The organism is Staphylococcus sp. MB377, from assembly GCF_001922505.1.
Taxonomy (GTDB): domain Bacteria; phylum Bacillota; class Bacilli; order Staphylococcales; family Staphylococcaceae; genus Staphylococcus; species Staphylococcus haemolyticus.
Genome location: NZ_MAON01000062.1, coordinates 25593 through 51249 on the forward strand (window position 1 = coordinate 25593; position 25657 = coordinate 51249).

The following is a 25657-nucleotide window of genomic DNA, read 5'->3' on the forward strand; positions in this document are numbered from 1 at the left end:
TATATTCATTTTAAAAATTTAATTATATTATTTTCCAAGTATAAAGCTTTAACAAATAAATTCATATAAACAAGTTTATATGATAAAATATTTTAGTTGAAATTTTGAAAAAGGAAAGATAAGAATGAAACGAAGCTTAATAATTACCTTTGCTCTACTTTTAACCATTGTTATTATAGCACCTAACTCCTACGCTTCCGAATATGAACCAACACCTACTGAAATTGCTAGACAATATGGTTACCCGAATGTAACAGATGCCTATCAACCTGAAGGTAGCATAAATGTAAGTCAAACCGGGCAAATTTTGTACGACTATCAATCTAACCAAAAATGGTACCCCGCTTCAATGACGAAGCTAATGACAATGTATCTTACACTTGAAGCTGTGAATAAAGGAGAGCTTTCTTTAAATGACAAAGTACATATTACGGACAAGCATTATCGCATGTCAACTTTACCAGAATTAAGTAATACGAAATTATATGCTGGTGAAACATATACAATTAGCGAGCTACTCCAAATTACAGTTTCTAACTCAAGTAACGCTGCAGCTTTAATTTTAGCTGATGAGGTTTCGGGAAATGTGAATGATTTTACTGATTTAATGAATAAGAAAGCTAAAGCATTAGGCATGTCAAACACACATTTCGTAAACCCAACAGGTGCTGAAAACAAGCAATTAAAAGAATTTGCGCCATCAAAATATAAAAACCAAGACAATACTACTTCCACTGCGAAAGATTTTGCAATTTTAGATCACCATGTCATCAAAGAGACTCCTAAGATATTACATTTCACTAAACAACTTGCTCCTACACAACACGGTGTCACATATTATACATTCAATCATTCATTAGAAGGAGCCAAAATGAGTTTGCCGGGTACAGATGGTTTAAAGACTGGCTCAAGTGATGTTGCAGATTATAATCATACGATTACAACTAAACGTAACAACTTCCGCATTAACCAAGTTATTATGGGAGCAGGAGATTACGTGAATTTAGGTGGAGAAAAGCAACGTAATATGATGGGAAATGCCATGATGAACCGTTCTTTCGATCAATACAGTTATAAAAAGGTACTTTCAAAAGGCACACATAAAATCAATGGCAAAAAATACTATGTCAAAGACACCTTATATGATGTAGTACCTGAAGGTATGAATAAAAAAGATTATAAATTTATCGTTAAAGATGGTTCAATTCATCTTGACTACAATCGTCAATTTCTTACAAAAGATGATGGACCTCCAAAAGTTGAAGTAACGAAACCTCTATTGCACAAAGCAAATACCATTGCTCAAACGACGTGGAAAGAGCATCCAGTGGTTACCTTTGTCGCATTAGCATTATTAGCAATTGCAATTATACTTATTGTACGTTCAATTATTCATTTATTATTTAAACGTAAATAAAGTGATTGATAACTCTTTGACTATATAGTAACAATATCTTTTACTTTCAGTATTAATATAAAGAACCTAAGTGCTATATCACTTAGGTAAGAAATTCTAAAATGTAAAACAATTAAGAATCACTTTAAAGAACTGCTATAGAGACGTCACCTCAGGAACGCGAAGCAACTTAAGTTAAACAAAGAAGCCAGCAAATGAATTCAAAAAGTTCATTTGCTGGCTCTTTTAATAGGATTAAGACCTTATATTTTTAATTATTTAGCGTCTTTGCCATATAATTCTTGTTTAATCTTAGTTGTTGAAATACCTTCAGTACGTTTTAAGTATACGACTTCACATTTATCTTTTAAGAAGTCGAATTCACCTTGCCAGTCATGTCCCATTACAAAGACATCTACTTCAAAGCGATCCACGTCGATTTCTTTTTGACCCCAATCATTCTCAGGAATAACTAAATCAACATAACGAATTGATTCTAACATCATTTTACGTTTTTCATAATCATAATATGACTTTTTATTCTTAATTTGATTGAATTCATCTGAAGATAAAGCAACTATTAAATAATCGCCCATTTCACGCGCTCTTCTTAGTAATTCAATATGACCATAGTGTAATAAGTCATAAGTACCATAAGTAATAACTCTTCTCATAAACGCTATCTCCTTAACATAGTTTTTAACATTTTTTCATAATCTTAATTTAGCATAAATAAAATTTACATACCATTAATTTTATAAGTTATACTACACTATCTCTTTAAAGTACGCTTAACTAACTGTTTACTGCTAAAGACAAATTTTTTAGGCATAACTTGTGCTTGAAAACGAAAATATCCTGGTCTTCCAATACCAACATCGATAAGCGTTTGACGCCACTTCTCGTAAGTGTCACGTGTCCAATTTGTTGCACCTTGCTCAACTGCTTGAATGATTCTAAACAACGCATCGCCAGAGTAGTTGGTATGTTGCATATCTTTAATGTAATGCGTGACCTTATCAATAAATTCAGGTGTAACTTTACTGTATTTTAATAAGTAAGCTTGGATAAGATAACTAACAATTAAATCATCCATTCGATAACTATAGTATGCTTTCTCATTTGTTAAAAGTAGCATCTCCATGACGCGCTGACGTACTCTTCGAGCATCTTCAATATAAGATATAAATGTATCAGCTCGTTTATCTGTGATTGAACCTTCTTGCTCATTATAGCCATATATAATGAGTGGTAGTAATTGGATATCACGTGCTGTTAAATAAGCTCGTGTGACAAAGGTATGCTCTTCACAAAATACAACGTTTTCATCAAAACGTAATGCACTAAATTTAGAATTAAATAATTTTCCACCAGGCCCAATAGATTGCAAAATTTCAGGCGCTTGAGCTAAAGATACTAGTGATTCACGATTCATTTCTTCATGTGTCGGTACAATTTTCCAATCTCCTTGGACACCTCTACCAATTTGACCAATGACGATATCAATCTCTTGATTACGTTCATAGTAATCTATCATCTTATCTAGTCTTCCCGGTAAAAATTGATCATCTGCATCTAAAAACATAAATGCTTCAACATCATCAGACATTGCAGCTAATCCAAAATTTCTACTTGCAGCTGCACCTTGATTATCTTGATTGTAAATCATAATATTTTTAACTTCTTTTTGTAATTGAGTGAGCTCATGTCTCGAATGGTCTGTAGAACCATCATTCACACAAATGATTTCAGCCTCATGTGTTGTATCGATAGATTTGATTGCTCTACGTATTGTCTTTTCTGCATTATATACAGGTATTATGATAGCTATTTTCATCTTTTCACCATCTTTTCAATAAATTCTGTAACGCGTCGAACACTATCTTCACGATTATACTTATGCCAATTTTTAAATAAAGGTTTGAACATGGCAATATCATTTCTAATTTTTAAAATTAATTCTTCTTCAGTTGTTACTTTATATTGTTGTGGAATTGCTTTATAAAATTGGTTTAAGCCACGAATTTTATCATATTTATGCTCGTCGTACACATAAAATAATGTTGGTTTGTCTAATAAACTCGCCTCAATAGGTAATGAACTATAATCACTAATAATCACATCCGCCATAATCATCAATTCTTGTGTTGTGGCTATAGATTGACTTTTTGAAATAGATGGATGTAATTGATTAATCATTGTGTACTCGGGTAGCGCTTCTTCAAAGCGAGCAACATCTATTTGTCTATTGTTTTCAGAACCTTCACGATAAGTAGGAACATAGACCACCAATTTTTTATGAATATTATAATGCTTTTTCAAACGTTCTTGCTCGGCCTTAAGATTGAATTTTAAATATTTTGATAGACGTGGTAAACCGATTGGCAATAATTGTTCTTCAGTAGCTTCAAATGACTCTTTAAAACATGTTCCCATCTCTTTACCACCAATAAGATAATAATCAGTCGCTTGATACACGCGTTGATATTGTCTAACCATGGTTACATTAGTCAAATCAACTTGATGATCAGTCAGCCCAAAATTTTTCAGTGCGCCAGATGCATGCCACGTTTGAATAATCGTTTGTGTCTTCTTCTTAGTATAACCACCTAGCATTAAATAATACGTATCGATTAAAATGACTTTCGAACTACTTAATGCTTTTATATGTTTGACGATATATTTGTTTCCTGCTGGTATGAAAGTAATGTTGTTAAGATGTTTCAGCCTATATTGTTCTTCAAATTTTGCAATTACAGTTATTTTGTAACCTTTATTGTCTAATTCGTTAATAATCGGCATGACATCTTCAGGAAATGTCATGAGTACCGTAATTTGCTTTTTATCAACTTGTCTCCTTTTGTAAATAAAATTCAATAATGTAATCATCAACATATATACTTTTTTAATAATTAGTCGCATACATTTACCCCTTATATTTTCATTATAAAAATTATAAATCAAAAATTGTCATTATGCTGTATACACAAAATCCTTGATAAACGCATCAACATTTATCAAGGACTTTAAATTATAAGAAATCTGCGAAATGATCGCGATATCTTCGATGTAAAATTGAACCTAGAACAAAGAAAATTAAAATAACTATCACGTTATAAATTAATAATTTCCAATGTTCTATAAAGTACCATTCGTGGAATAAAATCGCTGCACGATATGATTCAGCTAAGAAATAAACTGGATTAAATTTAATAATTTCACCAATTGTTCCACCAATACCTGAATCTTTAGGTACCCATAGAATTGGAGACATATAGAATAAAATTCTTAGCAAAGCCTGCATGATCATTTGTGTATCCCGTACAATAATGCCGAGTGTCGATGTAAATAATGCAACAGATGCTGTAAAGAAAAATGTCAATGGTACATAAATTAATAATTGTACAATATGAATTGAAGGAAAAATACCATTAACGATACAAATTCCTATAATAATTAACAATAAACCTATATGACCATAAAAACGACTGGTTACAGTGTAAGTTGGTATGATAGAAAGTGGGAAATTCATCTTCGCCACTTGATTAAACTTCATAGATACTGATTTAGTACCTTCAAGAATACCTTGGTTTACGAAGAACCACATACTAATCCCTACAAGTAGCCAATAAATAAAAGGTATCCCATGAATAGGTTGGTTACTTCTAATCCCCATACCAAATACAAACCAGTAAACCATGATTTGTAATGCTGGATTCAGTAATTCCCATGCTACACCAAGATAGTTATTCGTATTTGTTATTTTAATTTGAAATTGTGCAAGTCTTTGCACTAAGTAAAAATTCTTGATATGTTCTTTAAAAACAGATCCTACTGCCGACATTGAAATTAACCACACTTTCAATTAAATATCCACAATGTATTTACATTTTTTATTTAAAATTAGGATAACTATATTATATATAACGTTTTCTCAAAAGTTTAATATAATTATTACGTACATACAGTATTATTTTATATTGTAGAGAAGATTACTAGAAAATAAGAACCATAACTATGGACTTAATTTTCCAAAAAAAGTAAAATCTACTTATTGTTTACAAAAAGTTATTCAAAATCTCTTATACACTTTACACTAGGTTAATAAATTTAACAACTATTGTATGATGTATTATAATCTATATAAGTATTTATAAGGAAGGAAATATCATGAGCGTATCTGTAAATATAAATAATGTGACAAAAGAATATCGCATTTATCGTAATAATAAAGAACGCATTAAAGATGCCTTAATCCCTAAAAATAAAAACAATACATTTTTCGCTTTAGATGATGTCTCTATAAAAGCTCACGAAGGTGATGTCATAGGTTTAGTCGGCATTAACGGCTCAGGTAAATCTACATTAAGTAATATGATTGGCGGTTCTATTTCCCCAACTTCTGGAAATATTGAACGTAATGGTGAAGTCAGTGTCATCGCAATCAATGCAGGTCTGAATGGTCGTTTAACTGGTGTAGAAAATATCGAATTTAAAATGTTATGCATGGGATTCAAAAGAAAAGAAATCAAGCAACTTATGCCTCAAGTTATAGAATTTAGTGAACTCGGCGAATTTATCCATCAACCTGTTAAAAATTATTCAAGTGGTATGCGTGCTAAATTAGGATTCTCGATTAATGTTACAATTAATCCTGATATCTTAGTCATTGACGAAGCATTATCTGTTGGTGACCAAACTTTCACTCAAAAATGCTTAGACAAAATTTATGAGTTCAAAGAAGCGAATAAAACGATTTTCTTCGTTAGTCATAATATTCGCCAAGTCCGTGAATTTTGTACTAAAATTGCCTGGATTGAAGGCGGAAAGCTCAAAGAATACGGAGATTTAGAAGAGGTTCTTCCTAAATATGAGCAATTCTTAAAGGACTTTAAGAAAAAATCAAAAGCTGATCAAAAAGCATTTCGCAAAGGTTTAGATGAAAAACGCTTTATTGTTAAATAGCGATAATTAAAACAAAAATTTTAAAGGCGGATTCAGTCCTCTCGACTTGAATCCGCCTTCTTCATATTTAAAATAATTAGTATCAAATTAGCTACTTATTTTTGCTTTTTCATTTTTCGTTGTACTTTAAAAACTTTAAACATAAACTTAGGAATGCTACGCATACGTCCAATACGTTTCCAATCGATTAATAAACGATATACCCATTCGATATTTAATTTAATAAATAGTTTAGGGGCGCGTTTTTTTGTGCCACTATATATTTCAAATGAGCCGCCCACACCCATCATTACAGTTCTTTTAAAGGTGTGTCGATGTTTTTGAATCCACTCTTCTTGTTTAGGGAAACCCATTCCTACAAATATATAATCAGGATTAAAACGTTTTATGCGCTTGATTACCGTCTCATCATTTAAATCTATATAACCATGATGGTAATCGAATTGCGCCTGAGGGTAGTTGTGTTGTAAATTTTTATGTGCTAGTGTGACTACTTCATTTTTGGCACCAAGTAAATATACTTTTTGATAATTTGTATGGGCAATCTTTAAACAATGTTCCATTAATTCAATGCCTGGCACACGTCGTTTCAACGGTGTTCCCAGACGATTTGATGCTTTAATAACACCTGTGCCATCCGGGACAACAAAATCCGCACTATTAATTAACTGTTTATAAGTACTATGCTCTGACGCATAATCAACGATTTCTGGATTAGCTGTCACGATAAACAAATTATCCTCAGTCTCTTGTGTGAAAAATGTTTTGACATGTTCAATCATATCTAACATGGTTACATTATTAAATTGAACACCTAAAATATCCACTTTAGTCGCTGTTGTCTCTTTTTGATCATGCATTTAAGTAATCTCCTTACTGTCTAAACAATTTTCATATGCATATATTATATGAAAATAGAACCATAATAAATAACTATGTAGCTGTCTACATATATTTTCAAATGATTTATCTTCTTTTTTTAGTTCTCTCATTAAAAGATACATCTAAAGTCTAAACGCTAAATCATCAAATTTACTTTATAATAAATACTATAATCTTACACTCGACGAGGTCAACTATGGTCTATTTAGAAAACTTTTTTACTACAACTATTAATTTAAATATATATTTAATCTGTATTATAGCAATTATCTATATTATGATTCATCAAAATAGACATCGTCAATTCAATCAATATTTAGATGTTTATTTAAACTATATTCCTGTACTTACACATGAATTCGGTCATGTATTATTCAATAAAATCAGTGGTGGACGCGCAAAAGATTTAGTCATCATCACACGGCCTTCGGAACGACTTCAAACGATGCAACAAGGCTATGCCATTACCCAATCCAAGGGGCTCATTGGACAATTCATTACTACTCTAGGTGGCTATATTATGCCTCCATTAATGCTTTTAATTGGTCTAAGTGCTGCGTATTATGGTCACCCTAGTTTGTTCTTAAGCGCTTATATCATCATTTTCATTTATTTTTTAATGCTTACATCACGCAAACTATCACCTATCATTGTACTAATTATATTTATTGCACTTCTATACTTCTTAGTACAACATGATAATCAATTATTATTTTATTATCTAGTCACATTTATTTATCACCTTATACTAGGTGTCTTATTAGGTGAAGTTTTACAATCAAGTTGTACGATATTCAAACTGACTTTTCAGCGACCAATTCCAAGTTGGGATGGACGCACATTGACAGAACTTACACGCATACCAACTTCCTTATTCAGTACATTATGGATAGCGATTAACATATTATCGATATACTTAATGCTTATCTTTACAATTTAATAAATTCATTCAAAAAATCTCCAATAAAAAGGTATTATTGAACCTTTTATTGGAGATTTTATTATCTGATTTAAACATGCTCTACGAAAATATTCATTGCATTATCATAACTTAGTATCGTTACAATATCATTTCGTTTCACAATCATTACTTTATTTGTTTCATCTTTAGTTACGATCTCAACATCATTTCCAATTGAAATATTTTTGCTAGAAAGGTATACCAAAAGTTCGGTCTTATCACGCACTCGCTTAATCGTCACTTTATCACCAGGTTCAAATTCTAATAAAGATACCGTGAATTTCTCTTCAAAATGCTGATTTCTAGGAATAATACCACCGTGTGGACATGTTTCAGGATAATCAAGTATCTTATCCAAGCGTTCTACAAATAAATCTGAAATGCGATGTTCCAAAATTTCCGCTTCTTGATGGACTTCTTCCCAATTATATTGTAAAACTTCTATTAAAAATAACTCCAACAGGCGGTGACGCTTAATGATATCCAACGTATGTTTCAAGCCCTCATCTGAGAGTTTCACACCTTTATAGTGTTTCGTTTCAACATAACCAGCCTTTTCCAAGCGTCCAACCATTTCACTAACTGAAGGAGGTTTTATATTTAAGTACTGAGATAACTTTTTATTTGAGACAAAGGATGTATCCCCATCATTGGCTAATATTGCTTTTAGATAATCCTCTTTTTCTTCAGTTAACATCATTTCACCTCACCCATACATTCACTTTATTGTATCATGAATTGATAACGAATGTTATTCACCTTATTTAAACAAACCGTACCTTAATAAAAAAAGTGAGGCTAGGATAGAATTCCATTTGAATTCATTATCCCGACCACACTCTATTATATCTTCAATCATATTTATTAAGTTAGTCAGTTAAGCTATCAACGATAACCATTTCATCATAGTTTATCGCTTCTCTTAATTTCAATGCCGTACTTTCAGTAATCTCTCCATCGTCAGTTAAATTAGATAAAACACGGCGTTGTTCTCTTAAAGCATTTAATTTTATCTTCGTAATTGAATCTTCGGCACGCGTATTAAAGAAATTAGATGGCGATAAGTTATCTATTCTCATAAGATAACCGTCACAAATCATACCAACTTCTAATTTGTTATCTTCATTCGCTTCATCTACAAGACGACTCACAACATTATAATGAACAATCTTATTGATTTTAGAAAGTTCCATTAAGTTATCAGTAACACTTAATGATGATGCCGCATTGGTACGTGTACGTATACGACGTTTTAATAGTACAGCTCTCGCACCAACAATCATACGACGTATCAATGACGCTTGACGATACACTTGTGTACGTTCTGCATAACGCATGTAGTTTTCTAATACACTCGCAGTTATTTCACCATCATCGGCAAGTCGTTCTAACGTTTTCGTTTCAACCTTAAAAGCTAAACTCTGTAATCTTTCGAGTTCTTTTGAGTTCTCATCATCCTTTTCAACAGATTTCAAGAACGTTAATTTATCGTGATACTCTTTAATAACATTACCATAACGATAACTTGTTTCAAATGATGAATGATGATTCAAGTAATCTATGACATGTTCAAGAATATATATTCTAGCTTCTTTAAAATTCATACTTCCAATCTTAGCCTTAGGTGCACTAGATGTTACAAACGGCAATACAACTTGTGCAATCACAAGACTTATAATAACCATACCTGATGAAATAAATAGTAAATCATTACGATATGTAAACGCATGATGATCTGCTAAAAAGTATGGTAATGTTAATGCGATTGCTAACGAAATAGTTCCGTGCACGCCACATAGTGTCATGATAAGCGCATACATGCTTCGTTTAGGTGGCTTCTCTTTCTTCTTGTCTTCTCCTTCTTCATTCATTAATTTTTGGAAAGGACTGACAGATAAATAGAATAGAGGATAGAGCACATACACCCATATGAATCTAAATAAGTATACCGCTAACGCGACGAGTGCTGTTATCACAACTAAGAACAATAAATTGTGTGGTTCAGTCTTTACAATATTTCCAATTACTTCTGGAACTAAAAATCCTAATATTGAAAAAACAAAACCATTCAATGCATATCCTAGAATGTTCCAAGTGTGATTGTAACTCATTTGAAGTCGAGTACGTGTTTGAGCGATACGATCACGTTCAAAACCATGTACTAAACCTGCTACAACGGCAGCAATAATACCTGACGCATGAAACATTTCAGCAACAAGATAAATAACAAATGGCGTTAATAGTTGTAAAAAAGTAAACATATTAATGTTTTCTATGCCACGTCTTGTAAGTGTTAAACGGAATCTAACAAGCGCAATACCAATAAGCAAACCAATAATCGCACCACCGATTGACGCGATTAGAAATTGTTGCACCGCTTCAAATAATGAGAATGAACCAGTAATTAAAACACCTACCGCTATTTTGAATGAGATGATACCTGCTGCATCATTAAGTAACGATTCACCTTCAAGGATAGTCATAGCACCTTTAGGTAAAACCTTACCTTTTGTAATAGCTTGCACTGCCACAGCATCAGTTGGACATAATATTGCGGCTACGGCAAAAGCTGCACCAATAGGAAGTGTCGGCCAAATCCAATGAATAAATAGACCTACACCAATAACAGTTGTAATAACGAGTCCTAAAGCCATTAACATCACTGGTTTAATATAACGACGTAAATGAGCTCTCGAAACGTTAACACCTTCCACAAAAAGTAACGGTGCAATCGTTGCTACCATAAAAAGTTCTGAATCGAAGTTAAATTCTACAGGTACTGGCGTTAAAAAGAGGAGCATTCCTAAAGCAATTTGAATGAATGCCAGAGGCACTTTGGGTAAAAAAGTATGAACAAAGGAGCTTACAATAACTACTGCTAGAAATATGAGAATCGTTTCAAATATTTCCAAACTTCCACCCCATTTTATACTTCATATTTAATTGGAGAAATAAGACTTGCCTAATATAAAAATAAGTTTTATGTCTATTTATATCCTGATAAAATACATCTTAAACTCACAATCGGTTAATTATAATTTTACCATTAAAGTTACAATGAATTAACTAACTTGCATTCATTTCTAATCTATTTTAATTAAATTGAAGACACTATAATTCACTTCTAAACCATACATACATTTTTCATTCCCTATTACAATAAAATTCAGTAATAGAAGTCATTTATTATGAATAAATTTAAATTAGTTCTTCTTATATGGTCTTTTGTACTAATGATTGCAACCTTGTTCTTTTGGACATTATTTCTGCCACCATTGTCTGAACTTGAAAGCGAGAATGCATTGGCACAAATGGTTGTGTTTGTCCCATTTATAATTGCGTACCCAATTTTATTTCTGATTATATGGCTTTTAGAAATCTTTTATCTTTTTACAACGAAACACTGGTCTTATATGGACTTATTATTTTTATTACTTAGTTTAATAACGCCAATCTTATTATTGGTTATTCATTTTATAATCGCTACATCCCCCATACCTTTCCTACTTCTTTACATTTATTTAAGTATATCGACCGTGTTAATGACACTGGTCTCTTATATAAATTTAAAAAAATGAGATTGAGCATTTCAAAGTAGTAGTCTTAACTATTACTCATTCTTGTTCAATCTCATTGATTTAATCAATCTTTAGTTTCTCTTCTAGTTTCTGATAAACTTTCGATTTTTTCTTCTTGCTGTTTTTCTTTTTCTTTCTGTCGCTGCTTTTGAACATCGTAATAAATTTTTTCACGACGCTCTTCTCGAATTCGAGCTCGATTTTTAAGTTCTTCTGTAGAATTGTATTCTTTAGAACTTAATAAAATGGAAGATCGACTTAGTGCATCATCTTTGCGATACATGTATGCACCTGTCCGATATGCTGCTCTGGCAACTAAATGCATACCTACCGGTGATGTTAAATTAATAAAAACAATTGATAATAATAATCTAACACTAAAGAAGCTTTGTTCATTCGTAAAGTAAATTAATACACCCACTAATGTTAGTAAGACAGATAGCGTAGAACTCTTGGTAGATGCATGACTTCGTAAAAAGACATCTTGAAATTTTACAATTCCAATTGCACTAATTACGGCAATGATACTGCCTAGAAATATGAGGAAAGCGGCAATCAAATCAATGATTTCGTTTATTTGTGCCATTGAATACTCGACCTCCCCCTATAAATCTAGAAATAGATACAGAACTTACAAATGAAATAATTGCAACAAGCATTATGGAATCAAGGAACGAAACAGTATTATAAATAACACTAACTATACCTATAATGCACATGATGACAGCACTGGAAGCATCGAATGCCACAACCCTATCAGCTGTAGTAGGTCCTTTGATTAAACGGAATAATCCAATTATGAACGCTATGCCAAATAATACTAATGCACTTGTAATAAAAAAATTCGTGAGCGTTTCAATCATTGTGACACCTCCGTAATCAAGTTTTCATATTGTTTTATGCTTTTAAGCAGACTTTCTTTTTCTTTTTCTGAAACATCTATACTGTGTATAAAGAATTTATTAGTAGTCTTCGAAATACGAATAACTGTTGAACCAGGCGTAATAATGATTAGAATAGTTAAAAACGTAATTGCCCAATCATTTTTTAAATTCGTTTCATATGTTAATAACCCAGGGTTCATATGTCTCGTTTTAAATAGAATATAATTAATAATACTAATACTAGAAGTAATTAATTGGTATAAATACACACCTAAGAACTTTATAGCAATCCATATCTTCTTAGGATAAAAAGATTGCCCAAAGAAACGATGTAATATATAAATTACGATTAAACCAATGATGAAGCCAGATACGAAGGTAGAGAATTGAAATGAGTCTTCATCTTGAAACAGTACCCATAAAAATGCGATTAATATGTTCAATACAACTTGTCTCATTTATTCCCCTCCTTCAAATGTGAATTGACAATGCTATGGAAATAATTATCATCCATATTCAATTTTGTTGCATTTTCAGTAGCATTCATCACAACTGGCGCTGCAATACCCATTGCAAGTACGACTGCGACTAAAATACCCAGAATCGTTTTACGGTGCTTAGGTAGTGGATTGAAATCAACCTGTTCACCATCATTGTCTCCAAAGTACATAATAAATAAAATTCTAAACAGACTATACATTGCTAATAGACTTGTGATAATCATTAACGCTAAGCCAATGTAGTTACCATTTTCAATCGCACCTTGGAAGATGAGTACTTTTCCTGGGAAACCACTAAATGGCGGTACGCCTCCAATCGCAAATATCATAACAACAAATGCAACACCAAAGAATGGTTCTTTCTTAGCTAATCCACATAAATATTTATATTCGCGGTAACCAGACATATAAACTAAACTACCTATAATAAAGAACAACATTGTCTTCACAATAATGTCATTCGCTAGATAGAAGATAGCACCATGTACACCTGCAAAGGTATTGGAACCTAGACCTAAAATGACAAAACCTATCGATAATATAACTTGATATGAAGCCACTTTCTTAATATCACGATATGCAATAACACCGAAAGCGCCTATAAGCATTGTGATACATGACATAAATACTAACAATGGATGTGTCACACCCGTATGTTGATCAAATAGAAGTGTAAAGAAACGAATGAGTGCATATGCACCTACCTTCGTCATTAACGCTGCAAATAAAGCGGCAAGTTCAGTGTTAAGCACTGCATAAGCTTTAGGCAACCACATAAATAGTACTAAGGCAGCTTTCGAACCAAAGGCCACTATAAATACAATTGAAATAATAATAATCGCTTTATTATCATGGATTTGATCTAAACGTAAAGCAACTTGTGAGAAATTTAATGTTCCAACCATCTTGTATAATAAACCAATACCTAACAAGAATAACCATGATCCTACGATATTCAGTACAACATAAATAATGGCTGCTCTTAATTGTTCGACAGATTGTCCTAACGTTACTAATACAAATGAAGCTAGTAACATGATTTCAAACATAACATACAGGTTAAATAAATCAGATGTTAAGAAAGAGCCAATAACGCCTGTTGTTAAGAATAAGATAAAAGTAGGCAAGTAGTATCGATTAACACGATCTTCCCCACGACCAAATCCGTATGACATAATGAGTGTCACAACAAATGACGCCACTGTAACCATAACTAAACTCAGTGAATCACCTAAGAATTGGATACCATAAGGTGCTGCCCAACCACCAAAATCAAGCGTAATGGGTTTATGTTGTAAGACGTATATCAATAAACATAATGAAATAATTGTATTAACAGACATTGTTCCAATGTACAAAATTTTAGATAGCCTGTTCTTTTCTTTAGTAAAAACAAGGACTAATGCACATAACAATGGTAATAGGATTGGAAGGACTAATAAATTACTGTTCATTTTCATCCTCCTCTCCTCTTAATACATCAATATTTGCTTCTTTAGTAACACGGTATGTTCGATAAACTAATACTAGTAAGAAGGCAGTCATTGCAAATCCGATAACGATTGCAGTTAAAACAATAGCCTGCAATAATGGATCCACATAATTAGTATTAGAACCGTGAATTAAAGGTTCCGTCATCTTATTACTATAATGACCCATACTCATAATAATTAGATTTCCCGCATGCGTATAAATCGAAATACCTATAACAATTCGAATTAAGTTGAGTGATAGTATCATGTACGTTCCTATAAATACTAAAAATCCTATCACAAGTAATAATATTAAATTCATGATTTACCACCACTCAAAGCCAACATAATTGTTACGATGACGCCGACAACCGTTAACAATATCCCTAATTCAAATAATGTAATTGTCGTTACATGTAATTCACCTAATAATGGAAAATGGATGTATGCTTCACTTTGGTATAGGAACGATTTACCAAAGAAAACCGGAACGATTGCAGTAAGTGCTGAGATTATGGCACCAACAATCATTAACTTTTTAAAATCAATAGGTAAACTTTCTAATACTTCATGTACATCAAAAGCTAGGAACATTAGGATAAAGGCCGAACTAAAGATAAGACCACCTATAAAACCGCCACCAGGATTGTTATGTCCCGCAAAGAAAACATAAAAGCCGAATGTTAATAAAATAAATACGACGATTTTAGTAACGGTTCTTAACACAACATCATTTTCTTTCATCTTGGCCCCTCCTATCTTTGTAATGTAATAATGTATAAATACCTAAACCGGCAATAATTAAGACGATACCTTCAAACATTGTATCTAAGGCTCTGAAATCTCCTAAAATAGCATTTACAATGTTTTTACCACCAGTCAATTCATAGGCATTCGTATAATATTTAGAAATTGACTCTAGACCATCACCTTGTTGCGCAATAAATATGAGCGTTACTACGGCTCCAGCCATAATAAATGATACGATAATTTTGATTGCTTCTTTTTTCATATTCGCTGTTGTACGAGCGATATTTGGCAATCTAGAGAAACTTACAATAAAGAGAATGGTCGTAATTGTTTCTACTACTAATTGAGTTAACGCTAAATCTGGTGCTCTCATTAATAAGAAGAATAATGCAACACTGTAACCAATAATTCCATTTAAAATAACCATTGTTAAACGTTGTCGAATAAACACTAACGCTATACCGACAACACTAATCATAATGCCTAAAATAACTTCCAATGGACCAAATTCTGAAACTTCTATTTGATGTAACTTTGGCAAACCTACTTGGAATATGCCATATGCAATTAATATAGAGAAAATAAGAACCGTTATAATATTATAATGGTTTAATCTGTTATTCATTAAACCTCGAATCATTTGACCTGAATAACGTTCAAATCCTCGATACACGTTGCGATAAGAATTTGTAATAGAAGCATATTTAATGACTTGATGCGTAATAGCTTTCCAGTTTACTTTTAACGCTACAATGAGACCAACTATAATAACAATCACACTAAAAATGAGTGGCAAATTAACACCATGCCATTGAGAAACATGCGGTGCTATTGCATCTACGCTACTACCCAAATTGGTAACATTTCGTAGTGCCGGCAATACTAAGTGCTCAGTGAAAAAGTTGGGAATAAAGAAAATGATTGGTATCATAACCATTAAAATTATTGCAGGTAAACTGAACAACCAAGGTTCATGAATATGTTTCTTTGGCACTTTCTTTTCATCAAATTCTCCCCAATAAGTTTCTTTAAGCATGTAAACTGCATACACAAAAGTAAAGATACTTGCTATAACACCAATAGCTACAACAATAATCGTTAACGTTAAACCAAATTGTTGAAGTTCGATTGCGCTAACTAAAGAATCGAAGAACATCTCTTTACTTAAGAAACCATTTAACAACGGCACACCTGCCATTGATAACGCAGCAAGTGTCATAACTAAATTCATTTTCGGGAAGAATTTACGCATTCCACTTAGTCGGCGAATATCTCTCGTACCAGCTTCATGATCAATGATTCCGACACCCATAAATAGAGCACATTTAAATATTGCGTGATTCATTAAATGGAATAAACCGGCGAATAAAATTAATGTATACGTCTCTGACATTGGACCTGATGAGTGTTGCGCAACACCTCCACCTAGACCAACCATCGACATAATCATTCCTAGTTGGCTAATTGTTGAATACGCTAAGATACCTTTTAAATCATATTGTCTTACGGCCGTTACAGAGCCAAATATCATTGTAATCAAACCTACAAAAGTAACAATATAAATATAACTATCACTTAAACCTAAGATAGGCGTGAATTTAAATAGTAAAAAGATACCAGCTTTAACCATAGTAGCTGAGTGTAAATAGGCACTTACAGGGGTTGGTGCAGCCATGGCTTTAGGTAGCCAAATATGGAATGGAAATTGGGCTGATTTCGTAAATGCACCTATTAACAACATTATCATCATTGGTATAAATAGAGCATGTTTACTAATGCTATGACTTTGAGTAAGTAATTCTGAAATCGTATTTGTACCAGTAATGATATACAACATAATGAATCCTGTTAATAAGGCTAAACCACCTAAAACAGTGATAATAAATGATTGAATGGCGCCTAATTGACTTTCGGCATTGCTATACCAGTATGAAATTAATAAGAATGACGATACACTTGTTAATTCCCAGGAAACATACATTAAGATAGTATTATTTGAGACTACAATACCCAACATACTAAACATGAATAATAATAAATATAAGAAGAAACGCGGTAAGTTATCTATATTAACAGATAAATACTGAGTAGCATAAAAGAATACTGCCACCCCTATAATGGAGATAATTAATCCAAACATTAATCCTAGACCATCTAATCGAAAATCTAGATTAACATCAATAGCGGGCATCCATGGAATTTTAAATTCTACAAATTTTCCATGTAGAACATTAGGAATTTGGGCTAAGAAATATCCCGAAGCTAAAATAGGCGCTAACAAAGCAATATATCCAGCGAACCGTCTCAATGGCTTAATAAACAACGTCATTAAGACGATTAACATAATAACTATTAGTCCACCTAGTAAATATACTAAGCTCATCAAAAGCCTCCTTTTCAGTGAAAATCAATTATAAATTTAAAGCGATAATTGTATGAAGTTCATCATCGGCAGACAACCCGATAAATTTCACCGTTTCTTGAGTTGTCTGATGACCTAAATATTTTTGTATGATTGCAATAGAAATACCCGATTGATAAGCATGATAAGCAAATGTTTTTCGCAAAGTGGTCAATCCAATATGACACAAACCTAACTCTTCAGCGGCATGATGAATGATTCGGTAAGCTTGTTGTCTAGATAACTCTTTATGTGTTCTTATCGATTGGAATAATAAATGATCATCCATAAGCTTATTATATTCAATAAATCTTCTAACCTCTTCACGTAAATCGTTTGGTAACAAGATTTTGATTGCAGGCGCACACGACTCAATCCAAGATGATTTTATTTCATCTTGATCAATCATTTTGACGTCTTTCACTTTTAGATTTAATAAATCTGTTAAACGTATACCCGTATGTATAGCTAATTTAAATAAAAGATAATCTCTATCAGATTTCTTTTTTAATACATCATACATCTTTTTTATATCATCTTTATTTCTGATCGGTTCAACTTGATTCATTTATCCACCTCATAAAAGTTTCTTATTTAATGATAAACCATATTTTAGTAACATTAAATATTTTTGCTCAAATTTCTTTATATAAATGTGTCCCTTTTATGAATGGATTTCGATATATAGAGTGAAAGGAGGTGACAAACATATGAATGAAATTTCACAATTATCTGTTGTTTGCACGCATATCACTCACGACGCAAGTGGTAAAGCGAAAGAAACAAAACGTCGTTTTACTAACTTAAACACTAAAGCCACAGATTCAGAAATCAGATCATTCGTCAATATCATTGCACATCTGATTAATGAAACATTCGATAAAGTTGAGGTGGTTAAAACACAAGTTTTAGCCTAATTTAACTTAAAAATTAAGAAAGGAGGTATTCTACATTTCAAAGACTTTAGAACTTGCTTTTAAAACAAATTTAAATAAAACTGCTAAATTGCAATTCCCACAAGTTAACGTTGCTGTGTCTGAGGCTGATGCTAAAGCTGCTATGGATAATATTATTAAACTTAATATTCTACAACCTACAGTTGGCACACCTATTAAAGCCACTTATGCTAAATTAATAGACGTTACGAGTACTACTCTATTTGAAACTAAATAACACATTCTGATGTTTCAATGAGTGTGAGACAAAAAATGTTTCATGACTACTGCGTATATTCGTAATAGTTGACTAAGCTGACAAGACGCTTAAATCAAGCTTTTCTCACTTCTAGTCAACCTTGCGAAGCTAGGATGAAGAATTCGAAAAGAATTCTGTCCTAGCTTCTTTTTTTATAATTAATACTTCAATAATTTATATTCTGAGTCCACCATTAGTAAAATGCGTTGATATTCGTATTTTGAAATTGGAAACTAAAATGCGTATAATAATGATGTTTTAGTTATGAAAGAAAATATAGGGGGTCTATCGTGGCATTTTTATTTATACTCGGTATTGTGGCTGGTATGATGGTCCCAATCCAAACCTCAATCAATTCTCGCCTAGGACGATATACAGAATCATCTTTTTATGCATCTACCATTTCATTTTTCGTAGGTACACTATTTTTATTTATTTTAAATATGATTTTTAATCCTAAATTATTTGACGCTTCATTTTATAGTGGACATACAATTGACTATCATTGGTGGGTTGGTGGTCTACTAGGTGTTTGTTTCTTAACAGGAAACTTATTATTACTGCCTCGTTTAGGCGCAGCGTTAACTGTTGTCATGACAGTAGCTGGCCAAATCATCATGGGGGTCTTCATAGATACTTTCGGTCTACTTGGCGCAAGCAATCATTCATTCACTTTCCTAAAAGCAGTAGGCATCATAATCCTATTCTTCGGTATCTTATTAATGAACTATATACCTAAAAATAAACTCCAAGAAAAAACAAATCATATGTTTTATGTTTGGCTTATCATCGGCTTTATATTTGGGTTTGCGCCACCATTACAAACTACAATTAACAGTGGTCTAGCTCAGCAAATGCATAATTCGCTATTTGCCGCACTCGTATCTTTCACTGTTGGTACATTAGCATTATTCATTTTAACGTTAATATTTAACAGAAGTCTCAAAATTAAAATCACACATCCTGATATCGGTAAAATCAAGCCAATACATTTTATTGGTGGTGTTCTAGGCGTTGTATTTGTCACATCAAATATAATTCTGATGCCGTTTTTAGGTGCAGCACTGACAACTATCGTCGCAATGTTAGGTCAAATGTTAATGGGCGTTATCATTGATCATTTCGGTTTAGGCGTTCGCAAGAATCCAATAACACTTCGCAAGTTTAGTGGGCTAATTGCCATAGCTATAGGAATTATTTTGTTACGCCTCTTTTAGTTTTTACAACACTATATTAATATCTTTATTTAAAATGTCTTCTTTTCTTAGTAATTGAGAAGACATTTTTTTATTTATACGATATTACACTTATTCGTTATATCTCCATTGTATAATAGTTGTATAAAAATTTTATAGAGGTGATCTTATTGAAGACATTTTTTACCCCGTTAAGAATTTTAATTGCCACACTTATCCTCCTCGTCATATCCTTTGTATGTCATATTTATGCAAAAATTCCAACAGAACCTGACACATCTAAAATAGAAACCATTACTGCAAAACCTCAATACTCTCTTTCATTCATTGGCGAACAACAACCTCAAGAAAGTTTCACTTTATATTTCAATCCATCTTTAGGAAATGTTTCTTCCTTACTTGTCAAAAATGATGAAATCATCCATTCTGATACACCTTTATTAGAGTATTATAATCCGCTCCTTGAAAAGCTTATTGTAGATAAAAAGAAGGCCCTATCCTCACTTATCAACCATTCACCGAAACAATCAATTAGTCAACAGTTAACGCTAAACAGCCAAATATTAGAACTCCAAACTCGACTTCAAACACGCATTAATTCCCCTATTCCTGGAAAAGTAACTATCCTAGAAGCACATCCTTCTAAATTAAATACAAAAATAATGCAAATTAATAGCGAAAAACATATTATTCGTGCTAGTATAACTGAATCTCAATTGGAACATATTAAAGCGAATCAAGATGTAAACGTTACAAGAAATCACTCCAAATTATTTACTGGTAAAATTCTTTCTATCATTCAAATCCCTTATAAAGTAGAAAAAGGTGAATCAATTTATCAAGTAGATATTTCGACTCAAGATCAATACCCTCTTGGACGCCACTTTGATATCGATGTTGGAACTTCTAAAATAGAACTACCTATAAGTGCAATTTATGAAAATTATTATGTTTTAATTACACAAAATAACAAAATTATTAAAAGAAGAATAGAATATACTAAAAGTCAAAAAAATGGGTATATTATGGTATCCAATGGATTAAATATTGGAGATAAAGTGATTGTGCATCCTTCATCATCACTTCTACAAAAATAGCAGTGATTTTTTGCAATTGTATATTCATATTAAAATTTATTATATAGAGCGAAATAATAATTGTTCTTAATTAATTGATTTTTATAAATTGCTTTGAAATTCAAACAAAGAATATAATAATCAAAATATTGTTTTATTAAGTACTTCTTTGTTTACTTCTTAATTTTATTTAGTTATAATTAACTAAATAATATAGCATTAAATTAATTTAATAAAATTCTTTTAATCTAAATTATTTAAGTAATTTTAACTATTATAAGACGTTATATATAATTTAACGGGCAAAATAGAAAAAGTGCACAATTAGTTGGGGAGGTTTCAAAATGGCAATTTCAAAAATCAATGATTGTTTCGAATTATTATCAATGATCACATACGCAGATAAATTAAAAAACATCATCAAAAAAGAATTTTCAATTAGCTTTGAAGAATTCGCAGTTTTAACATATATTAGTCAAAGTAAAGAAGAGGCATATTATTTAAAAGATATCATTAATCACTTAAACTACAAACAACCACAAGTAGTTAAAGCAGTGAAAAATTTATCTCAAGAAGATTATTTTGATAAAAAACGTAATGAACACGATGAAAGAACTGTATTAATTCTTGTAAATAGTACACAACGTAAAAAAATCGATTCATTATTAAATAAAGTAAATACTCGTATCGAAGAAGCTAACAAAGAAACTGAATTATAATTTCTTTGTGGCTTTTCTAATTCTATTCGTTTCGATATGAATTTATAACCCTGAGATATTATTTTTAAATAACAAAGCCAATAAATGAAATCCGTAAATTTCACTTACTGGCTTTTTTGTATATCATATGTCGTATTACAAATGTATTTTAAATTATAATATTTCCATCTAATATATTAATGTAAAAGCTTTATATCATGATTCATCAAACAGGCATCCACTTATAAAAATAACTAATATCATTTAATGATTCACTTCTGTTACCTGTTCAACATTTTCTAAAAAACTTAAATATAAGACTAGAAACTTATCTTCTTCTTCAACATAGGGTGCATGTCCAGATTCTTCAAATAAAACCTTCTCAACATTTTGATAACGCTCTTCTATTTTATAATGATTCTTATCATTTATAATTGGATCATAGCGTCCGTTTATAATTAATGTAGGAACTTTAACATAATGTGTGTACCCTTTATTCGCATAAGCCGTATCTAAAAGTGCTCTGCTTGCTATAGCACTATCCTCGGAATTTTGTTTACTGTATAAGCGTTGCCGTTGAATCCATTTCATTGCTGATTCTTGTTCTTTATAGATATACGGGAATAATAAAAGTAATGCTTCAGATTTATTAAACCCTGCAATTTCGTCTTGGTGCTCAATCATTAATTTCGTAAAACCATGAACGATATCCTCAGCTTTTGAAGAGATAATTGTTAAAGATAATAAATGATTTTCATGTTTTTCGGTAAATTCTCTAGCAATAACCCCTCCCATATCATGACCTAATAGATGCGCTTTCTTTAAGTTTAATTTATTGATAAGTACATATAAATCTTTCACATGATCTTCTAAGTTATATGAATCTGGACGTGACGATTTACCATGTCCTCGAACATCATACGCAATCACTCTATAGTTTTGTTGGAGTTGTTTGTTTAATAAATCAAACGCTGCCGAATTACCATCTAAGCCATGAATTAAGATAACGGGGCTGCCATGTCCTTCATCTTGATAAGCTAATTTTGTTTGGTTTAACGTTTCGATTTTTTTCATATTGGCACCTCCCTTAATTGTTACTATACCCACTTCATTAAAAGTTACGCTATGAATGTTCTTAACTTTATTAAAATCATTATTATATAAATATTTTTTAAATTAAAAAAGCACTTGTAACAAGTGCTTTTTAACTCAGTCAATGACTGCCAATATAATAACTCCTGAGACATTGCTTATGTCCCAGGCCCTACTCTCAAGTTAATTTGCTTATCTATTTTGAACTGGGAATGTAAACTCAAATAATATTTATTTCAAGCTTATGTTAATTAAGCGTTACACCCTCGTCCTTGATGATAATTTAATTGTATAAAAAACGATCAATGCCACTATCATGATCCATATAATAAGAGAAATGATTTGTGCAATTTCAGGTTTTGTCACTACTGCATCAATCGTCTTTTGACAGAATAATAAACCAATTGCTGTGTACTCTATTTTTTTAAAAAAGACACCGATCAAGCTTAGTATAATACCTATAAAAAAAACGACTTGATGACTATAAATAGTGATGGGAATGATTCCCCAATTTAGATTAAAAGCACGCATAATGATTAAAATTAGTGCAATTATCGCAACGATATATCCTAGTATCATTTCAAAACGATTGCTATATAGAAACTTCTTCTTATCAATACGAATATTAATAAAAATCGATAATGGAAAAATGATTATACAATAGAATATAGAAATTGCTGTAGCCGCTTGAAATGGCACATATTGCTTATCATAAAGATATGATATTAAGATAAAATTCATAATAAAGAAAATAACAGGATTCGTTTGTAAACCGAATAAATTTCGTTGAATAATCAAAATAATTTGTGCTGGAGATTTGCCACGATAATCTAAATAATCTTCATCTTTTGATTCAGACCTTTTCAAATCATTGCGCAAATTTTCTTTTATATCATCGATTAAATTAGGTGCCATCCCTTTGTGGCTAAAGTAATCGTTAATATTTTCAAGTAACACTTTATCGTTGGTTCTCATGAGTTACTCCTTTGCTATAGTTTAATAACATCTATACGATTGTTAATTGTTCAATTTAAAATTTTATCATACATTGACATTATTTTCTGTTTAATGACGAAAAATAAGAGCATGACGTTATTCAAAAGTTAGAATTTAACGTCATGCTCCTAGTGATGAAATTATAAAATTTGTTATTTTTATTATTTAGCAAGATCAATACGATATAATTTTAAGTTTTTATCTTGAGGTGAATTTGAGCCAAATTGATAGCTTGTTTTACCTTTTTGAATATATCCAAAATTGCCGCTTACTTTATTATATTGAACTCGTGCCACTGCATTTTGGCCTAAATTTTTCTTAACTTGATTATAAGTTGGGCCATTAGCTTCATTATAAGTCATAGAAATTCTAGTAACATAACCTTGGTTCTTTTTACCTACTGCAGTTACAACTAATAAACCTTTATTTGTGCGATACTCATAATAACCTTCATTGTTGCTTGGATTTTTAGAATAAATCGGTGTACCATATTTGTTTGAAACATTTTTGATTGATTCGCCAAGTGTAATATTTTCTAATGATTTTTCACCTTGAGTTAATTGTTGAACTGTTTGAATTGTATTACCGCTAGCTGCTTCAGCATGATTAACGCCTACTCCTGTCATTACTAGTCCAGAGACTAAAAATGCCGCTACTAATTTTTTCATAAGCACTCTCTCCTTTATCTCGTTTCTCGTCTTGTGCTTATTCATAGTATACCCCATTTATTACTAAAATAACAGTATTGTTACGAAAATATTACAAAATAAGTTATTTTATGTAACAAATCAGGATGACGACTGAAGATATCCTAACAACAATTAGTGTTCAGGCATATATTTCTTAATAAATGGTGTTACATCTTCAATAAACTTATCTTTCTCTTCCTCAAAAGGATATAAACTTGATTGAGCATACACATCAAATTGTGACTCTTTAACTAAATCGGCTACTTCTTTAGATTCAAGTGTTGTAATACGCTCACCATGTTCTCCCGCAATAATTAACGTCGGTTTCGTTACATGTTCAAATACGCTTGAAATCGCAGTTTCTTTGAACACATCTTCAATCGCTTGTGTCTCCTCTTTTGTAGAAATTGCATTCGTATCCTCAACATGTTTTAAAAACTTATTAACTTTTCTCGGCTTATGATAACGATGCTTTTCTAAAAACTTATTTTGTTTTTCGTCATCCCAGTTTCTAATTTTATGTGAATATTTTCTGAATAAACGTTCTTCAGGTAATTCACCCTCAATAGATGTTGGTGTTACCATTATGAGGGATGACACATAATTAGGATAACGTTCTGCCAAATCCGCAATTATGGCTGCGCCCATTTCATGACCTATTAATGCTGATTCATCAATATACAAATAATCTAGTAATTGTATGATATCATCGGCAAATTCTTTGAAATCAATTTGCCTTGGTTTATCTGAATAGCCATGTCCTCTTAAATCTAGTAAAACTACTTGAAAAGATTTTGCCAATTCTTTTGCTAAATTTTGAAATATAGAAGCATTTTCATATGCTGTATGTACTAAGACAACAGGATATCCCTCACCCATCGTATTGTAATGTAAGGATAAACCACCTTTTCTAGTAAATAAATCCAT

27 protein-coding genes are annotated in these 25657 nt (G+C 31.7%); 8 read left to right on the top strand and 19 right to left on the bottom strand.

Annotation, left to right across the window (positions count from 1 at the left end):
• Positions 1-124: 124 nt before the first annotated feature.
• Positions 125-1417, top strand: coding sequence for a penicillin-binding protein PBP4 (gene pbp4 / locus BB045_RS10935; protein ID WP_070581140.1), 1293 nt, complete (start codon positions 125-127; stop codon positions 1415-1417).
• Between the two features lie 254 nt (positions 1418-1671).
• On the opposite strand, the gene tagD is transcribed toward pbp4, so the two are convergent.
• From tagD to BB045_RS10955, 4 genes are all read right to left on the bottom strand, one after another.
• Positions 1672-2070 carry a glycerol-3-phosphate cytidylyltransferase gene (tagD, locus tag BB045_RS10940; RefSeq protein ID WP_070581141.1) on the bottom strand — a complete coding sequence of 133 codons (399 nt, stop codon included), beginning with the start codon at positions 2068-2070 and terminating at the stop codon, positions 1672-1674.
• Between the two features lie 98 nt (positions 2071-2168).
• Positions 2169-3233 carry a glycosyltransferase family 2 protein gene (locus tag BB045_RS10945; RefSeq protein WP_070581142.1) on the bottom strand — a complete coding sequence of 355 codons (1065 nt, stop codon included), beginning with the start codon at positions 3231-3233 and terminating at the stop codon, positions 2169-2171.
• A complete protein-coding gene (gene tarB / locus BB045_RS10950; RefSeq protein ID WP_070581143.1) occupies positions 3230-4318 on the bottom strand; it encodes a teichoic acid glycerol-phosphate primase TarB in 1089 nt (362 codons plus the stop codon). Before tarB ends, BB045_RS10945 begins: the two co-directional genes overlap by 4 nt.
• Before the next feature lie 109 nt (positions 4319-4427).
• Positions 4428-5240: an ABC transporter permease gene (locus BB045_RS10955; RefSeq protein WP_070581144.1), complete on the bottom strand. Its 813-nt coding sequence runs from the start codon at positions 5238-5240 to the stop codon at positions 4428-4430.
• Between the two features lie 326 nt (positions 5241-5566).
• On the opposite strand from BB045_RS10955, the gene tagH reads away from it, so the two are divergent.
• Positions 5567-6361 (top strand): teichoic acids export ABC transporter ATP-binding subunit TagH, encoded by a 795-nt coding sequence (tagH, locus tag BB045_RS10960; protein ID WP_075140762.1) that lies wholly within the window; start codon positions 5567-5569, stop codon positions 6359-6361.
• A gap of 95 nt (positions 6362-6456) precedes the next feature.
• Here the strand turns inward: tagH and tarA are convergent, their stop codons facing one another.
• Positions 6457-7221 (bottom strand): N-acetylglucosaminyldiphosphoundecaprenol N-acetyl-beta-D-mannosaminyltransferase TarA, encoded by a 765-nt coding sequence (tarA, locus tag BB045_RS10965; RefSeq protein WP_070678772.1) that lies wholly within the window; start codon positions 7219-7221, stop codon positions 6457-6459.
• Between the two features lie 218 nt (positions 7222-7439).
• On the opposite strand from tarA, the gene BB045_RS10970 reads away from it, so the two are divergent.
• Positions 7440-8183 carry a M50 family metallopeptidase gene (locus BB045_RS10970; protein WP_070581146.1) on the top strand — a complete coding sequence of 248 codons (744 nt, stop codon included), beginning with the start codon at positions 7440-7442 and terminating at the stop codon, positions 8181-8183.
• Between the two features lie 70 nt (positions 8184-8253).
• Here the strand turns inward: BB045_RS10970 and BB045_RS10975 are convergent, their stop codons facing one another.
• The 10 genes from BB045_RS10975 to BB045_RS11025 all read right to left on the bottom strand — a co-directional run bounded on the left by BB045_RS10975 (position 8254) and on the right by BB045_RS11025 (position 18357).
• Complete coding sequence (locus BB045_RS10975; RefSeq protein WP_070581153.1) at positions 8254-8901, bottom strand: metal-dependent transcriptional regulator; 648 nt, start codon at positions 8899-8901, stop codon at positions 8254-8256.
• A 172-nt stretch (positions 8902-9073) separates the two neighbouring features.
• Complete coding sequence (locus tag BB045_RS10980) at positions 9074-11116, bottom strand: cation:proton antiporter (protein WP_070581147.1); 2043 nt, start codon at positions 11114-11116, stop codon at positions 9074-9076.
• Positions 11117-11846: 730 nt separating this feature from the next.
• A complete protein-coding gene (locus BB045_RS10990; protein ID WP_070441980.1) occupies positions 11847-12368 on the bottom strand; it encodes a Na+/H+ antiporter subunit G in 522 nt (173 codons plus the stop codon).
• Positions 12343-12645: a Na+/H+ antiporter Mnh2 subunit F gene (gene mnhF2, locus BB045_RS10995; protein ID WP_011276529.1), complete on the bottom strand. Its 303-nt coding sequence runs from the start codon at positions 12643-12645 to the stop codon at positions 12343-12345. The genes BB045_RS10990 and mnhF2 overlap by 26 nt, the downstream gene beginning before the upstream one ends.
• Positions 12642-13124, bottom strand: coding sequence for a Na+/H+ antiporter Mnh2 subunit E (mnhE2, locus tag BB045_RS11000; protein WP_070441982.1), 483 nt, complete (start codon positions 13122-13124; stop codon positions 12642-12644). The genes mnhF2 and mnhE2 overlap by 4 nt, the downstream gene beginning before the upstream one ends.
• Positions 13121-14620 (bottom strand): Na+/H+ antiporter Mnh2 subunit D, encoded by a 1500-nt coding sequence (mnhD2, locus tag BB045_RS11005; protein WP_037548242.1) that lies wholly within the window; start codon positions 14618-14620, stop codon positions 13121-13123. Before mnhD2 ends, mnhE2 begins: the two co-directional genes overlap by 4 nt.
• Positions 14610-14960: a Na+/H+ antiporter Mnh2 subunit C gene (gene mnhC2, locus BB045_RS11010; RefSeq protein WP_011276532.1), complete on the bottom strand. Its 351-nt coding sequence runs from the start codon at positions 14958-14960 to the stop codon at positions 14610-14612. The genes mnhD2 and mnhC2 overlap by 11 nt, the downstream gene beginning before the upstream one ends.
• A complete protein-coding gene (mnhB2, locus tag BB045_RS11015) occupies positions 14957-15382 on the bottom strand; it encodes a Na+/H+ antiporter Mnh2 subunit B (RefSeq protein WP_011276533.1) in 426 nt (141 codons plus the stop codon). The genes mnhC2 and mnhB2 overlap by 4 nt, the downstream gene beginning before the upstream one ends.
• Entirely contained in the window at positions 15369-17771 is a 2403-nt protein-coding gene (locus BB045_RS11020) for a DUF4040 family protein (protein WP_070441983.1), read from the bottom strand. Before BB045_RS11020 ends, mnhB2 begins: the two co-directional genes overlap by 14 nt.
• Before the next feature lie 28 nt (positions 17772-17799).
• Positions 17800-18357, bottom strand: coding sequence for a tyrosine-type recombinase/integrase (locus tag BB045_RS11025; RefSeq protein ID WP_011276535.1), 558 nt, complete (start codon positions 18355-18357; stop codon positions 17800-17802).
• 142 nt (positions 18358-18499) lie between these two features.
• On the opposite strand from BB045_RS11025, the gene sroA reads away from it, so the two are divergent.
• From sroA to sarA, 5 genes are all read left to right on the top strand, one after another.
• A complete protein-coding gene (gene sroA / locus BB045_RS11030) occupies positions 18500-18706 on the top strand; it encodes a sigS mRNA-stabilizing protein SroA (protein ID WP_011276536.1) in 207 nt (68 codons plus the stop codon).
• 34 nt (positions 18707-18740) lie between these two features.
• Positions 18741-18962 carry a DUF2922 domain-containing protein gene (locus tag BB045_RS11035; protein WP_016930894.1) on the top strand — a complete coding sequence of 74 codons (222 nt, stop codon included), beginning with the start codon at positions 18741-18743 and terminating at the stop codon, positions 18960-18962.
• Between the two features lie 311 nt (positions 18963-19273).
• Positions 19274-20200, top strand: a complete 927-nt coding sequence (locus tag BB045_RS11040; RefSeq protein ID WP_016930893.1) for a DMT family transporter — start codon at positions 19274-19276, stop codon at positions 20198-20200.
• A 140-nt stretch (positions 20201-20340) separates the two neighbouring features.
• Positions 20341-21276 (top strand): efflux RND transporter periplasmic adaptor subunit, encoded by a 936-nt coding sequence (locus tag BB045_RS11045; protein WP_256262278.1) that lies wholly within the window; start codon positions 20341-20343, stop codon positions 21274-21276.
• Between the two features lie 323 nt (positions 21277-21599).
• Positions 21600-21974 (top strand): global transcriptional regulator SarA, encoded by a 375-nt coding sequence (gene sarA / locus BB045_RS11050; RefSeq protein WP_070441987.1) that lies wholly within the window; start codon positions 21600-21602, stop codon positions 21972-21974.
• Between the two features lie 243 nt (positions 21975-22217).
• Here sarA and BB045_RS11055 read toward each other — a convergent pair whose 3' ends face one another.
• The 4 genes from BB045_RS11055 to BB045_RS11070 form a co-directional block, all read right to left on the bottom strand.
• A complete protein-coding gene (locus BB045_RS11055) occupies positions 22218-23027 on the bottom strand; it encodes an alpha/beta fold hydrolase (protein ID WP_053019395.1) in 810 nt (269 codons plus the stop codon).
• A gap of 276 nt (positions 23028-23303) precedes the next feature.
• Positions 23304-24020, bottom strand: a complete 717-nt coding sequence (locus BB045_RS11060) for a hypothetical protein (protein ID WP_011276542.1) — start codon at positions 24018-24020, stop codon at positions 23304-23306.
• A gap of 182 nt (positions 24021-24202) precedes the next feature.
• Entirely contained in the window at positions 24203-24709 is a 507-nt protein-coding gene (locus BB045_RS11065) for an SA0570 family protein (RefSeq protein ID WP_011276543.1), read from the bottom strand.
• Between the two features lie 153 nt (positions 24710-24862).
• The gene (locus tag BB045_RS11070; protein ID WP_011276544.1) at positions 24863-25657 is read right to left on the bottom strand and encodes an alpha/beta fold hydrolase; all 795 of its coding nucleotides are present in this window, start codon (positions 25655-25657) and stop codon (positions 24863-24865) included.